This is a genomic window from Streptomyces sporangiiformans (assembly GCF_005768555.2).
Taxonomy (GTDB): Bacteria; Actinomycetota; Actinomycetes; order Streptomycetales; family Streptomycetaceae; genus Streptomyces; species Streptomyces sporangiiformans.
Genome location: NZ_VCHX02000153.1, coordinates 41,774 through 55,169, shown reverse-complemented (window position 1 = coordinate 55,169; position 13,396 = coordinate 41,774). Strand labels below are relative to the sequence as shown.

General features: G+C 66.2%; 13 protein-coding genes and 1 pseudogene. 11 read left to right on the top strand and 3 right to left on the bottom strand.

What is annotated here, in order from left to right; translation table 11 throughout:
* Positions 1-242: 242 nt before the first annotated feature.
* Positions 243-560 carry a hypothetical protein gene (locus tag FGD71_RS24140; RefSeq protein ID WP_119102603.1) on the bottom strand — a complete coding sequence of 106 codons (318 nt, stop codon included), beginning with the start codon at positions 558-560 and terminating at the stop codon, positions 243-245.
* Between the two features lie 36 nt (positions 561-596).
* Positions 597-1,464, bottom strand: a pseudogene (locus FGD71_RS24135) (helix-turn-helix domain-containing protein).
* Positions 1,465-2,111: 647 nt separating this feature from the next.
* Here FGD71_RS24135 and FGD71_RS24130 point away from each other — a divergent pair.
* Positions 2,112-2,417, top strand: a complete 306-nt coding sequence (locus FGD71_RS24130) for a hypothetical protein (protein WP_119102601.1) — start codon at positions 2,112-2,114, stop codon at positions 2,415-2,417.
* Between the two features lie 138 nt (positions 2,418-2,555).
* Entirely contained in the window at positions 2,556-3,032 is a 477-nt protein-coding gene (locus FGD71_RS24125) for a hypothetical protein (RefSeq protein WP_240436731.1), read from the top strand.
* Here the strand turns inward: FGD71_RS24125 and FGD71_RS24120 are convergent.
* Positions 2,995-3,447, bottom strand: coding sequence for an ATP-binding protein (locus FGD71_RS24120; protein WP_119102600.1), 453 nt, complete (start codon positions 3,445-3,447; stop codon positions 2,995-2,997). The two genes, FGD71_RS24125 and FGD71_RS24120, sit on opposite strands and share 38 nt — an antisense overlap.
* A gap of 140 nt (positions 3,448-3,587) precedes the next feature.
* On the opposite strand from FGD71_RS24120, the gene FGD71_RS24115 reads away from it, so the two are divergent.
* The 9 genes from FGD71_RS24115 to FGD71_RS24075 all read left to right on the top strand — a co-directional run bounded on the left by FGD71_RS24115 (position 3,588) and on the right by FGD71_RS24075 (position 13,271).
* Positions 3,588-4,436, top strand: a complete 849-nt coding sequence (locus FGD71_RS24115; protein ID WP_119102599.1) for a helix-turn-helix domain-containing protein — start codon at positions 3,588-3,590, stop codon at positions 4,434-4,436.
* Positions 4,433-4,705: a DUF397 domain-containing protein gene (locus FGD71_RS24110; RefSeq protein WP_119102598.1), complete on the top strand. Its 273-nt coding sequence runs from the start codon at positions 4,433-4,435 to the stop codon at positions 4,703-4,705. The genes FGD71_RS24115 and FGD71_RS24110 overlap by 4 nt, the downstream gene beginning before the upstream one ends.
* A 78-nt stretch (positions 4,706-4,783) precedes the next feature.
* Entirely contained in the window at positions 4,784-9,403 is a 4,620-nt protein-coding gene (locus FGD71_RS24105; RefSeq protein WP_119102597.1) for an RHS repeat-associated core domain-containing protein, read from the top strand.
* Positions 9,400-9,747 (top strand): hypothetical protein, encoded by a 348-nt coding sequence (locus FGD71_RS24100; protein WP_119102596.1) that lies wholly within the window; start codon positions 9,400-9,402, stop codon positions 9,745-9,747. Before FGD71_RS24105 ends, FGD71_RS24100 begins: the two co-directional genes overlap by 4 nt.
* 710 nt (positions 9,748-10,457) lie before the next feature.
* A complete protein-coding gene (locus tag FGD71_RS24095; protein ID WP_119102595.1) occupies positions 10,458-11,408 on the top strand; it encodes an SUKH-3 domain-containing protein in 951 nt (316 codons plus the stop codon).
* Between the two features lie 108 nt (positions 11,409-11,516).
* Positions 11,517-11,798, top strand: a complete 282-nt coding sequence (locus FGD71_RS24090; protein ID WP_119102594.1) for an RNA-binding protein — start codon at positions 11,517-11,519, stop codon at positions 11,796-11,798.
* 8 nt (positions 11,799-11,806) lie between these two features.
* Positions 11,807-12,313, top strand: coding sequence for a hypothetical protein (locus FGD71_RS24085; protein WP_119102593.1), 507 nt, complete (start codon positions 11,807-11,809; stop codon positions 12,311-12,313).
* 8 nt (positions 12,314-12,321) lie between these two features.
* Positions 12,322-12,786 (top strand): hypothetical protein, encoded by a 465-nt coding sequence (locus FGD71_RS24080; RefSeq protein ID WP_119102592.1) that lies wholly within the window; start codon positions 12,322-12,324, stop codon positions 12,784-12,786.
* A gap of 17 nt (positions 12,787-12,803) precedes the next feature.
* Positions 12,804-13,271: a hypothetical protein gene (locus FGD71_RS24075; RefSeq protein WP_119102591.1), complete on the top strand. Its 468-nt coding sequence runs from the start codon at positions 12,804-12,806 to the stop codon at positions 13,269-13,271.
* Positions 13,272-13,396: the final 125 nt, after the last annotated feature.

The window sequence follows — 13,396 nt, the reverse complement described above, 5'->3', positions numbered from 1 at the left end:
TTCTCAGTTGGTGCCTTGGCAGGGAGGGAATGGCCGACATCCGGAAAACCCAGCCCAGTTGGCGATGGTCACCTTTGTGGGCGACGCAACCTGGCAGCCCGGAGTCGCGTGCGACGCTGCGGTTCAGAAAGCTTCGGCAGCCCTGACCAACTCGTCCGCTCTTCTCTCAACATCGGCGAGGAAGACAGCGGGAGCGGTGCGGGCGGCTTCCTCCGCGCCGAAGGCGTACTCCCACTTCCAACTCACGCGCGGACGGCTTTCATGGCCTCGTCCAGGACGGCGCTCATCTCCCGCAGGGCTTCCTGCGCGGTGGCCGGGTCCTCATGCTCCAGGTTGCTCTTCGCATCGGTGTAGCGGGCAGACAAGTCGGGGCGGCGGGCTATCTCGATCTCCCTGGCCCAGATCAGGACCCAGCTCTGCACCGGAGTCAGGGACTGCCACTCGACCGCCTTGGCGAAGGCTTCGTCCTTCTCGGCCTGCATCTCCTCCAGACGACTGGGGGCGACGATGGCGAGGGCCGCGCGCAGCGCGTCAGGAGTCTGTTCGGGGCGAGGGATCAGCTCGTGTCCGTCTGGTACTGGTGGTGAGCGCTCATGCTAGGCGGCCTCCAGGAGGTCTGAACGGCAGTCGCGACAGCGGCGGCCGGGTTCGGGGGGCGCGGAAGGCGCGGTCGCAGCCGTCGCAGTTCTGGAGCGGGACCGGGCGTACAGCCACCGGAGCGGCGGGCAGGGGCGGTGGGAGGAGTTCGGTGAGGCGGTGGGCGACGAGGGCGGCCGGGTGGCGCAGGGGCTCCTCGGGGAGGCTCGCCGTCAGGGTGCGGCGTACGGCTTCGGGGGCGGCGCCGCGTTCCAGCCAGGCGGTGACGGCTGGGGCGAGGCGGCATACGTCGCGCTCCGCGAGCAGCAGGCGCGGGTCGTCGCGGTGCAGGCCGGCGAGGAGCGCCATGGCCGTGTGATGGCCGTTCATGTCGTGGGTGCGCGGTTCGGGCAGTGGGTTTCTGGGGCGGTCTGTGGCGGGCGCCGGCGAAACCTCGGGGACAGGCCGTACGGGGGCGGGGGCCGGAACGGGAACGGGAGCTGGCTGGGGAGTAGGCCGGGGCTCCGGGAAGCCGAGCCCTCTCGGCTGGTTGTAGGACACGGTGTGCGTGACGACGCGGCCGCTCGGCAGGCGCTCGCGGGTGCGGGACAGGTAGCCATGTGCCTCCAACTCCCGCAGGGCCGCTGCGATCCTCGTCTCGCCTTCCGGGAAACGGGCGGCGAGCGTCTTGATGTCGACGCGGGCTCCGGCAGGCAGCGACTGGATGTGGGCGGCCAGACCGATCGCGGTGAGGGACAGCTCGCGGTGCTGGGCGAGGTGGTTGCCGATCACCGTGTAGCGGCTGGTGTGGCGGGTGTTGATGTGGGTGATACCCCTCGGATTCGGGGGCTGGGCGCACGGGGGCGCGCTAGGGTTCTGCTTACCCATCGGGAAGGGTCCTGCTTCCTCGGTGGTCAGGCCCTCGATCGGGATGCCAGTCCCGGCCGGGGGCCGTCGCATGTTCTGGAGTTGGCTCTCTGTCGCGGCGAGCATATGCCCGCCAACCGGATGGAAAGCCAGCTGAGTTGGCGATCGTCACCCTTGCGGGTGATGGGCAGCCGCGGGAGGCTGGTGGGGTTGGGTGGGGTTTTTCTCCCGGGGGATCTAAAGACTTGATGTCGTGCCAGGCCGCGTCGCCGTCCACCGGGACGTGACGGGTCGCGTTCCGGTGAACGTGAAGGTCAGCTCGGCCCCGGAATGTTTTCCGCTCACGCGTCACTCGTGCCGACGGTCGCCGGCCGATTCGTCCAAGCCTGACGCAGCGCGCTGCTCAGACGCGTTCCCACGCCTTGGTCGCACGGGCCGGATACCGTGAGCGCTTCCGCCTGGGCAAGAGCGCGGCGGACGACACGCTGGTGCCGACGGTTGGCCCGCAGAACCTCGATCAGTCGCGTGAGGCTGACATCGCTGGTACCGAGGAGGCCACACAGTTGAGTACGAGAACCCCTTCGCCTGGCGACGCCGGCGGCCAGGTCCGCTTCCAGTCGTCCCGCACCTTCCGGATGTGGCGCTACGGAGTAGGCCACTCGTAGCTGTTGCTCCGTGCCACCTCCGACAGCGACGAGCCCCGCTGCATCGACCTGCACTTCGAAGGCGTCGCCGCGGCCCAACTCGGCACCCGGTACGTGGCTCCCGAGGTATGCCTCGGCACCGACGAGGAGCGCGCGGTACTGGAGGCCCTGGCTCAGCCGGGCGCAGGACCGCGCCACATTGCCCTTGCCCTCCGGACCGAGACGGGCACCGGCCTGGTGCTCTGCAGAAGGGTGCGTGTCCTGCGGGGCGGTACGGATCCCTTCGGCGAGCTCGAGGACAGCGATGTGCTGTGGAGCCATCGCGCGTGATGGCACCCTCGTTCCGAGAGGAGGGCCATGGTGAGACCCGCGGTCGGGGCGGCTTTGCGCCGCTGTGCGGAATGCGGCGGGTACGAGTACAGCGGTGCACCTGCCTGTACCTCTTGTCGCGAACTGGTGGACGGCATCGTGGAAGAGGAATGGTCTGCCTTTCTGCGCGACTGGGACGCCGGCGGCGACCAGGAAGTCGCGCTCGCCGAGATGGTGACGGCCGAACCGGACCGTCACGACTGGCGGGTGGTCGACGCCGCGCTCGACAGACTGGTCTGCTCCGCATGTGGTGACCGGCTCAGCCGCGGCCCCGTCGGCTGCTCCGCCTGCGACCTGGCCCACGGCTTCCGCTATGCCGCGATCGAGACGGACCGGCCGGGTGTCCCACCGGGCAATGAACACGCCGTCCGGGTCAACGTCTCGGTCGTGCGCCGGCCGCAGGGCAACTCCGAGAACGAAGTCCTCGTCCGGCGCCTGGTGCTACCGGTGCTCCTGGTGGGTCTCCTGCCGACCACCGAAGAGGCCCAGCGGGTGAGCGCCCTGATCAAGAGAAGCTCCCCGGCACAGAAGCCCGTCCTTATCGAGCAGGCCATCGAGGAAATGCTCCGAGGGTGAGTTCGGCCCAGACCGTCTTGCGCGGCGCCGGCCCGGACGTCACGCCCCAGCGGTCGGCGAGCGCCTCGACGAGCACGAGCCCGCGCCCCGACTCGGCCTCAGGTGAAGGGGGTTGGGGGCGGGGGACCGATCGGTCGCCGCGTGTGTCGGTCACCTCGATACGGAGGGTTCCACCGGTCACGTAGAGCGTGAGCCGGAAGTCACGGCCGAGGACGCGCCCGTGGGCCACCGCGTTGGCCGCCAGCTCGGCCACGATGTGGCTCGCCGCCTCCAACGGGAGTTCCCAGGCACGGAGTTGCTCGGTCGCGAGCAGCCGGGCCAGACGGGCGCCGCGTGGTGTGGGGGACAGCAGCACGCTGAAGTTACGGGCGGCGTGGTCGAGTTGGGACGAGGGCTGGGCGGTTCCTTGATTCATGTCACTCAGCGTGGCGGATGCTGCCTGCTCTGAGCTGCGATGACGCCTGTGCGTACAGGGACTGTCCTGCCGTTGTCCTGATCTGTCTTGGCTGTCCCGGGTGTCGTACGGGTACGGGTGGGCGTTGGAGGTGGGTGGGCATGAGTAGCGAGGGTGTGGACGAGCCCGGGTGGGACGTGAGCCCGGAGGACGAGATCGCGCCGGTGGTAGAGGCGACCGGTCGTCAGGTCAGGCTCTGGCGGGAGGCCGCCGGGATGCGCGTGATCGAGTTCGGGCAGGCCATCGGTTACGGCGAGGACCTGATCCGGAAGGTGGAGCGCGGGGCGCGCATTCCTCGGGCAGAGTTCTTGGACAGGGCTGACGAGGTCCTGAACGCGGGCGGGCACCTCAAGGCGTTCAAGGAGGACATGGAGAAGGCGCGGTACCCGAAGAAGGTGCGCGAGCTGAAGATGCTGGAGGAGCGCGCGGTCGAGCTGGGGGTGTACGAAAGCCACTCCGTCAACGGCCTCTTGCAGACCGAGGGGCACTCGCGAGCCGTGTTCGAAGCGCGGCAACCACCCTATTCGCAGGAAGAGGTGGAACGGGCGGTGGCTGCACGCATGGCCCGGAAGTCCATCTTCGAGCGGTCACCGGCCCCAGCGCTGAGCTTTGTACAGGAGGAGGTGGCGATCCGGCGCCCGATCGGCGGCACAATGGAGTGGCGTCGGCAACTCGAACACCTCCTGGAGATGGCCCAGTTGCGGAACGTCACGCTCCAGGTGATGCCGACCAATCGTGAGGCCCACCCTGGGCTGGACGGCAGGATCCACGTATTGAGGTTCGGGGACGGTACGGCGGTGGGACGCTCCCCCGGAGCGTTCAGCGGGCGTCCGGTCTCCGATCCCCGGCAGCTCCGGATCCTCGAACTGCGGTATGGAATGATCCGGGCCCAGGCCCTCACGCCGGGGGAGTCGCTGGCCTTCATCGAGCAGGTGCTGGGAGAGACATGATCCGCAATACCTCGGCCGTCGACGATTCCAGGCTGACGTGGTTCAAGAGCAGCTACAGCGACAGCGACAGCGGCAACGAGTGCGTTGAGATGGCCATGGAGTGGTTCAAGAGCAGCTACAGCGACAGCAGCAATGGCAATGACTGCGTCGAGATAGCCCCCACCCCCACCACCATCCACATCCGCGACTCCAAGAACACCCAGGGCCCCCACCTGACCTTCGCCCCGACCGCGTGGGTCGACTTCGTGACGTACGCCTCGCACAGCTGATTCAGTTCCGCCCCTCCTGTAAATTCGCTGCTGCGTACGGTTGTTGCCGACGAGGCTGGCGTGACGGGGGTTGCGGGGATGGCGGGGTATCGGCCGACGGACTGGCATGTCCTGGATCTGGAGAAGGATCCGACGCCGGGGGATCCGGACCGGGTGCGGTCGCTGGCGAAGAGTCTGCATGACTTCGCCGACGACGTGCAGGACGCGCTGCGGCTGGTGAAGGGGATGGCGGAGGAGGAGGCCGTCCTGACGTGGGTGGGCAAGACCGCCGAGGTGTTCCAGGACGAGTTCTCCGGGGTTCCGAAGAACCTGAAGAAGCTCAAGAAGTCCTACGACTTGGCCGGTGACGCGCTGGCGGCGTACTGGCCGAAGCTGGAGCGCGCCCAGGCGCTGGCCGACAAGGCGCTGGCCAAGGGCCGTGAGGCGCAGGCCGATCTCTCCTCCGCCAAGTCCCGCCTGTCCACGGCCGATTCATGGGTGAGTCGGGCGACCAAGGAGGCGGACAAGTACGAGGACGACAAGAACGCGGGCAAGGATGTCCCGAAGCCGGACGAGGACAAGGTCCGCGCCGCAACGAGGGACGCGCAGAACGCGGAGTCCGCGCAGAGTTCTGCCCAGTCGGACGTCAACTCGGCCCAAAGCGCTCTGGACGCGGCGAAGAAGATGGCCGCCGACGCCCGCCAGATGCGCGAGGACGCCGCCGGCGAGGCCAAGCGGAAACTCGACGAGGCCTCCGACGCGGGTATTCAGAACCGCAAGTGGTACGAGGAGGTCGGGGACTGGTTCGAGGACAACTGGGACACGATCGTCGCGGTCTGCAAGGTCGTCGTCGCCGTCCTCGGGATCATCGCGCTGATCATCGGCGGTCCGATCCTCGGCGCCATCGTCCTCATCGCCGCGCTCGTCGTGCTCGCCGACACCCTCAACAAATACGCCAAAGGCCAAGCCTCTTTGTGGGATGTGGCGTTCGCCGCGCTGGACTGCATCCCCGGCATGAAGGGCCTGACCAGCCTCCGTGGACTCGCCAAGGGACTGAAATCCCTCGGCAAAATGGGCCTCAAGGGCATGGCCATGGGCCTCAAGGGGCTCGGGCCACGCATGCAGGGTCTCGGGCGCCAGATGAAGAACCTCTTCACCTGCGGCGACCCTATCGACATGGCCACCGGCCAAATGGTGATGTCGATACCGGACGTCTCATTGCCCGGCGTCCTGCCCCTCGTCGTCGAACGCAGCCATCGCACCGGGGTGAAGGCCGGGCGCTGGTTCGGTGCCGGATGGATATCCACCCTGGACCAGCGGCTCCTGATCGACGGCGAGGGCATCCGGCTCATCGCCGACGACGGCACCGTGCTCTACTACGCCATTCCGGAAGCCGACGAGCCGATGCAGCCGATAGTCGGCCCTAGCTGGCCGTTGAGCTGGGACGGCACCCCCGACGGCGAGATCACGGTGTGGCAGCCGGACAACAGCACAACACTGCGGTTCAAGCGGGTACTGAGCGGAGGGACAGCCGAGCTGCCTCTGGTCGGGATCGAAGACCGCAACGGCAACACGATCGACATCCGGTACGCCCGCGACGGCTCCCCAGAAGAGCTGATACACCACTCCGGTTACCGCGTCGGCATCACCACGGCGTCGGACCGCGTCACCGCCCTCACCTTGCTCAGCGCTCCCGACCAGCCCCGTCTCATGGCCTACGAGTACGACGGGCAGGGCCGGCTCACCGGAGTCAGGGACTCGTCCTCGGTACCTCAGCGCTACAGCTACGACGATCGGCAGCGGATCACGGGCTGGCAGAGCAGGGACGGCGACTGGTATCGCTACGCGTACGACGACATCGACCGGTGTGTCCACACAGGCGGTGTCGACGGAGTCCTCGCCTATTCCTACGCGTACGACGACGAGACGCGCACCACGGTCGCGACCGACTCCCTCGGACATTCCATCGCGTACAGCTTCGACGAGGCGTACCGGCCTGTCAGCGAGACCGACCCCCTCGGCCACACCACGACGCGCACCTGGGACGACCGCGGCCGACTGGTCGCCCTCACCGACCCGCTCGGGCGTACGACGCGCTACAGCCATGACGCTGCGGGCAATGTCACGGAAGTCGTCCGCCCTGACGGTGGAGTCGTCTCCACCGAATACAACGAACTCAATCTGATCACCAAGGTGACGCAGCCGGACGGCAGTTCATGGGAGTCGGTTTACGACGAGTGCGGCAACCGCGTGGCCGTCGTCGACCCTATCGGCGCCACGACATCGTTCACGTACGACGAGCGCGGCGGCCTCACCGGCATCACGGACGCGCTCGGCAGCAGGCAGCAGACCATCGTCAACGACGCCGCCGGTCTGGTCGTTGGCACCACAAACGCGTTGGGCGCGAGCAGCTCGTTCGTACGGGACGCCTTCGGCCGGATCACCGAACTCACCGACCCTCTAGGAGCAGTCACCCGCTGCGGATGGACGGTGGAGGGCCAGATCTCCTGGCGGGTGCTGCCGAACGGGACCACCGAGCACTGGACGTACGACGCCGACTGCAATCCCCTCGAATACTCGTCGTCGACGGGCCGCCACACCACGTACCAGAACACTCATTTCGATCTCTGCTCCGTGCGAGAGAACGAGGACGGGACACTCGAGCGCTTCGAGTACGACACCGAACTGCGGCTGCGAAGCGTCACCAACGGATCCGGACAGGTCTGGAGCTACGAGTATGACCCAGTAGGACGATTGACCTCCGAGACGGACTTCAATGGCCGCACACTGACCTACCGCTACGACGCGGTGGGCCAGCTGGTGGAGCGGATCAACGGAGCGGGACAGGCCACGGCGTTCCGCCACGACTCGCTCGGCAACATCGTGGCCATGGACGCCGACGGCGCCACCACGACGTATGCGTACGACCCCCTGGGCAGGCTCGTCCAGGCGCGGAACAGCGACGTCGAGCTCGGCATCGAGCGCAGCGCCACGGGGCGGGTCCTGGCGGAGCGGTGGAACGGGCAGGAGGTCCGCACTGAGTACGACATCACCGGGCGTCGCACTCTTCGTAGGACACCGAGCGGTGCGGTCACGCGCTGGATGTACGCGCCGGCGCGGCGTTCGCTGGTGCAGGGAATCGGGCGGCACGACATCGCCTTCCAGTACGACCTCGCTGGACGCGAGATCGAGCGGGTGCTCGGCGATGCCGCACGTCTGACCCACGATTGGGACTCGGACCGCCTGCGGACGACGCAGCAACTGCGATCGACGGCCTCGGACGAAGTGATGCGGCGCACCTACCAGCACGCCGCCGATGGTGGCCTCATCGGTGTGTCCGACCCTCGCCACGGCGAGCGCTCCTTCGAACTCGACCGGGCCGGGAGGGTGACCGCCGCTCGGGGCGGCTCCGGCTGGGACGAGACATATCGGTACGACGACCTCGGCAATCTCATAGGCTTCGACACGTCGGCGCCACTGCACGGTGAGGAGACAGATCCGGGGGCCCGGACGTATTCAGGCACCCTGATCGATCGGGCGGGCCGTACCTTCTACCGCCACGACGGTCAGGGCCGGGTGGTTCGCCGGGTCACGAAGCTGCTGTCCGGCGGCAGGCGTGAGTGGCGCTATACGTGGAATGCCGAGGACCAACTCACAGACGTCCATACGCCCGACGGCAGCCACTGGCACTACGTCTACGATCCGCTCGGTAGACGTGTGGCGAAGCAACTGCTCGGGGACGACGATGCGACCGTTGTCGAGCAAGTCACTTTCTACTGGGACGGCGACCAACTCGCGGAGCAGACGGACGGCGTTGTCAGCACGGCGTGGGACTGGGCGAGCGGTACGACACCGGTCGGCCAACGGATTCGCAGCAGTGGGCCGGTGGGGCCGGACTCACCACAGGAAGAGATCGACGAGCGCTTCTACGCGATCGTCACCGACCTGATCGGGACACCGACGGAGCTGGTCGACGCGGACGGAGACGTCGTCTGGACGCAGTCGTCGACGCTGTGGGGCGTTCCGGCCGGACCGGTTGGTGGCAACCGCGTCGACTGTCCGCTGCGCTTCCCGGGCCAGTACTTCGACGCGGAAACCGGGCTGCACTACAACCACCACCGCTACTACGAGCCTGGCACGGCCCGTTACTTGAGCCCCGACCCCTTGGGCCGGACACCGGCACCGAATCACCACGCGTATGTGAAGAATCCCCTGCAGTGGTTGGACCCTCTGGGGCTCAAGGCACCGTGCATGGTGGATCTCTATCATGGGACCTTCGGGGGTGCTGCGGACAGCATCGTCAATGACGGAATCAATCTCGCGGTGAGTGATCGTGCGATGGACTTCGGCAGGGGTGGTTTCTACGTGACGAATGATCCCAGGCAGGCGATAACATGGGCCAAGAGGCTGGCCAAGGATAAGGGAGATATCCCTGCTGTATTGCACTTCCGAGTTCCGAAGAGTGAATTGGACAACTTGAACAGCAAGATATTTGATGGTCCGAGTGATGAACTTGCTTCCTTCATGAAGCACCACCGAAACGGGGGTGCTATGCACAACTATGAACTCGTGGAAGGGCCAATGCTGAGAAACCCCGGAAGCTTTAAGCGTGGTAAGGCTGATCCTATATTCTTCGGCCATCAGGTGGCGATCTATTCGGACCGGGCGGCGGAACTCTTCAATAATTCATTCCATCGGAGGCTTGGGCCGGCATCATGAGAACCGAAGAATTTCTTACTCGCCTCGACGATGAGATGCTCGACTATTTCCGGGAAATGGTCGATGTGTTGATGGAGCGTTTCGGCGTATCGCGGGCGGAGGCCGTCGCCAGAATTAACGAGAGGTACGCAGACGAGGATATCAGCGGCATGAATCAGGACCTCATGTGCCACGAGATGCCGGAATTCTGGGCCTACCACCTCTACTTCAAGCCCACGCAGGACGCACGGCCGCTTCCCTCAGGTGACCCGAACGTGGACGGCGACCTCTCGGAGTGGGAGGTCCGCCCGCTGCCGCCCAAGGACTCGCCGGTGTGGACCCTCCAGGACGAGTCGGACGGTTGATGGTGCTGACCTGACAGGGGAGGGCAGGGTGAAGGCACCGTTCCGCTTGCAGTACGAATTCGCCCGTAGGCAGGAGAAGTGATGCGTATCAGCAGCGGAGCTGTTCGGGTCTCTCCCTGGGCGTGCATTCCATAAAATGCCGCGTTCGGACATTGCGATGCAGTTCACCATCACGTCACGGAACGCGGCAACCCTCGACGCCTGGCATGGCGTGTTCGTAGAACACGCAGAGGCGTCTTCCCAGATTGCCCCGTGCCCCGAAAGCACAGTCGACGCCGCTCCGCGTACCTGAATCCTGGACTGGCTGCGGCTCGCGGCTGGCTCCGAAGCATCGATGACCTCGACGAGCGGGATGCTGCATTCGAGCAAGGCGTGCCGCGTCTCGGCGCACCAGCTATCGGACTGCAGGTGATTGCACCATGAGAGACACGATGGTGGTTTTTGTCGGCGTTTCGGACTGAGGTGTGGAGCGGTCGCGGGTCTTGCCGGAGCTGCGGGAGAAAGTCACGGCACCGGCGCCGTAGGGGAAGAGACACATGTCAGGTGTGGCTGCGACGGAGAGCCGGGCGATGGAGTAAGTGGACTCCGCCGTCGTCGGCCAGGGGTACGTACGGCAGGGAGAGAGCTGTCGAAGTGGCGGCCGCCGTTCCCGATGTACCAGTCCCTGGAGCCAGCCGCGAGCACTGCGATATTACGGCGGTGACCTAGAGATGAGTGGCGAACTCCGACCGGTTTGGTCCACCTTGACGGACCAGGTCATGCGGAAGTCCGGGTGGTACCCCGGCCGTTCAGTGCCGACTGTCACGTGGGAAAGCATTCTGCGGGAACACGGTGGATTCGAAATCCATGAGTCGGGGCGGCAGTTCCTCGCTGAATTCGGGGGCCTGGATAACGAGGGGTGGCCGCCGGGACCGATCACGGCGCAGTCGCCGTTCCGGCTCGACCCCCTCACCGCCGAGTGGGACGAGGAGACCTTCGCCAGGCTCAGCGAGGAAGCCGGAGCCGATCTCTACCCCGTCGGCCAGGCAAACCGCCGTACGAGCTATCTGGGCGTGGCAGCGGATGGCGCGGTCTACATCGGCAAGGACAGGGCCCGACTGCTGGCGAGAACCCCCGCTGAAGCACTGGAGCAGCTCGTCGAGACACGATGCACCGACGCTCCCCTGCCGCTCGTGCCGGTGGAACCTCCCCCGGTTCGAAATCTCAGAGGTCATCAGGAATTGAGCACCGACACAGGGCAGCGGTGGTCCGCGGAGACCGGACAGGTGTTGCAGGCGGCTGGGTGGTACCCCGGCCGTTCAGTCCCTACCGCAACATGGGAAAGCATTTTGCGCGAGCACGACGGCTTCGAGATCCACGAGGCTGCGCAGCAGTTTCTGGCTGAGTTTGGGGCGCTGGCGGTCGAACGGGGGCAGAACTGGCCAAAAGCCTGGAGGGAATTCCGGCTCGATCCTCTTTTGGCCAAGTGGGATCACGAGATCTTCGAAGTGCTCAGCGAGGAGGTCGGAGCCGATCTCTACCCACTTGGTATGGCCGACCGCCGTAACCAGTACCTGGGCATGGCTCCCCATGGCAAGGTTTATGTCGGCATGGACTACGTCAGCCTGTTGGCGGACACCGGTGACAAGGCCATCGAGAAGCTCATCGAGGGGAACAAGTAAGCGGGAGGGCGCCGAGGTTGGGGACTGGGCCGGCGGCTGGCCCGGCGTGAGAGTGCGGCACAGAAGATGACTGAAGAATCTTGGCAAGAGGCGAAGCGAAGGTATCCGGTGGGGTCCACTGCTCGGGGAAGGGTCAAGGACCGGTTCGGCTTCGGAGTTTTCCTGGAACTTGAGGGCGCTCCCGAGGTCCATGGCTTCATTGATCTCCTTTCGTACAACCCGGACGGCACGATCAACGATCCTGATGCCGCCCCCGTCCCGCTGCCCCAGGTCGGGGAGTTTGTCGAGGGGGTAGTCGCGATGCATGTCGACCGTGACAGGCAGATCCGGATCCGAGTCGGTCTTCCGTACTGGGAGTTGTGGCCCCGCGAGCCGGAGCAGACGGACTAGGAACCCTCATGGATCTGACCGGTCACGCGACCGACTTCGTCGCGGACTCGACATTCCCCGCGGCCATGCGGCGTTTCGTCCGACGGCGGCACGAGCTGTGGCCGGGACTGTTCCTCCAGGGAGAACTGCTCGTTTCCGGCGCTCTGGCCGCCGACTGGTGTCTGACAGAAGTGGAGGACGGCGACTACTCGGGCGTCGTCACCTTCTCCTCCGGCCAGGAGATGGAGGACTTCTGGGAGGAGAACGGTTACGCGCTCGACGCATCGGGGGAAGGGCCGTACGCGGTCTTCTATCGACTCCAACTGGAGCCGCTGCATGCGAAGACGGTGACCGGAGTCCGCTCCGCGTCCCCGGAGGCCGCAACGGCCGTCGAGGGAACGGGGCTTCTCCTGTCCGAGTACTTCGCGGTCAGTGTGGTCACGCCTGAGGACCCGGCGTCCGATCCGTTCTCCGAGAGTGTCGTGAACGATTTCGTGGCATCGTTCGGTGCCTCGGATCGCCCTGATCGTGGTTGAGGTCGGTTATGTCGTCCGAGTGGGACTGGGAGAGCGGCGAGGGTCTGCTGGGTATCGACGACCCCGGCGAGTGGGATGCTGCGTTCGAGCGTGGCGAGCCGCGTCTCGGTACAGCAGCTATCGGGTTGGCGTTCCAGTGCTCGCTGGAGGAGGCGTCGCCTCGGATTGTCAGGGCGATGCAGTTGCCGAACCGCCATCAGCGGGGGTTCGCGTTCACCGCGGCGGGCACCGCGGCGCGGCTCAACGGTGAGCTGACCCCGGAGCTGTACGGCGCACTGCGTGCGGAAGGTCGTCGTGGCTTCGCCGAGAACGCCATCGACGACACGTTGACGTTCGTGCCGTTCCGGCAGCTGCCGCCGTGGTTCAAGTGGCAGAAGGTCGCGTCAAGGGTGCGGGACAAACTGGAGACCTGGCGGCTGGAGTCCGCGTACGCGGTCAGTGACGCTTGGCAGGCCCTGCGCCGACGCCGCTGACGGAAGGGGATTCGGCTGTGGCGTCCAAGTGGGACTGGAAGTCCGGCGAAGGGGTGTCGCAGGTCGACGACCCTGCCGAGGTGGACGCCGCATTCGAGCGGGGTGAGTGGCCTCTCGGTTCGGCGGTGATCGGGTTGGCCTTCAACTGTTCGCTGGCCGAGGCGTCGCCCCGGATTGTCAGGGCGATGCAGTTGCCGGACCGTGATCAGCGGGGGTTCGCGTTCACCGCGGCGGGTGCCGCGGCGCGGCTCAATGGGGAGTTGACCCCGGAGCTGTATGCGGCCCTGCGTGCCGAAGGGCCCGGCGGTGTCGCCGAGCACCCCATCAGAGACACACTGACGTTCGTGCCATTCCGGAAGCTGCCGCCGTGGTTCAAGCGACGGTGGGTGTTTGTGACTGTGCGGAACAAGCTGGAGGGCTGGTGGCTGCGGTCCGAGGACGCGGTCGCGGATGCCTGGCGGGTCCTGCGCGGACGCCGCTCCTGAGCGGGTCTCACGCCAACAGGCCCGAAGAGGCACAACCATGGCCCGGGGCTGTCTCGCCTCGGTGTGGCCTTCACTCCGAACGTCCGTACCTAGTAACTTCACTTGTGCGTATGTGTGGTTGACAG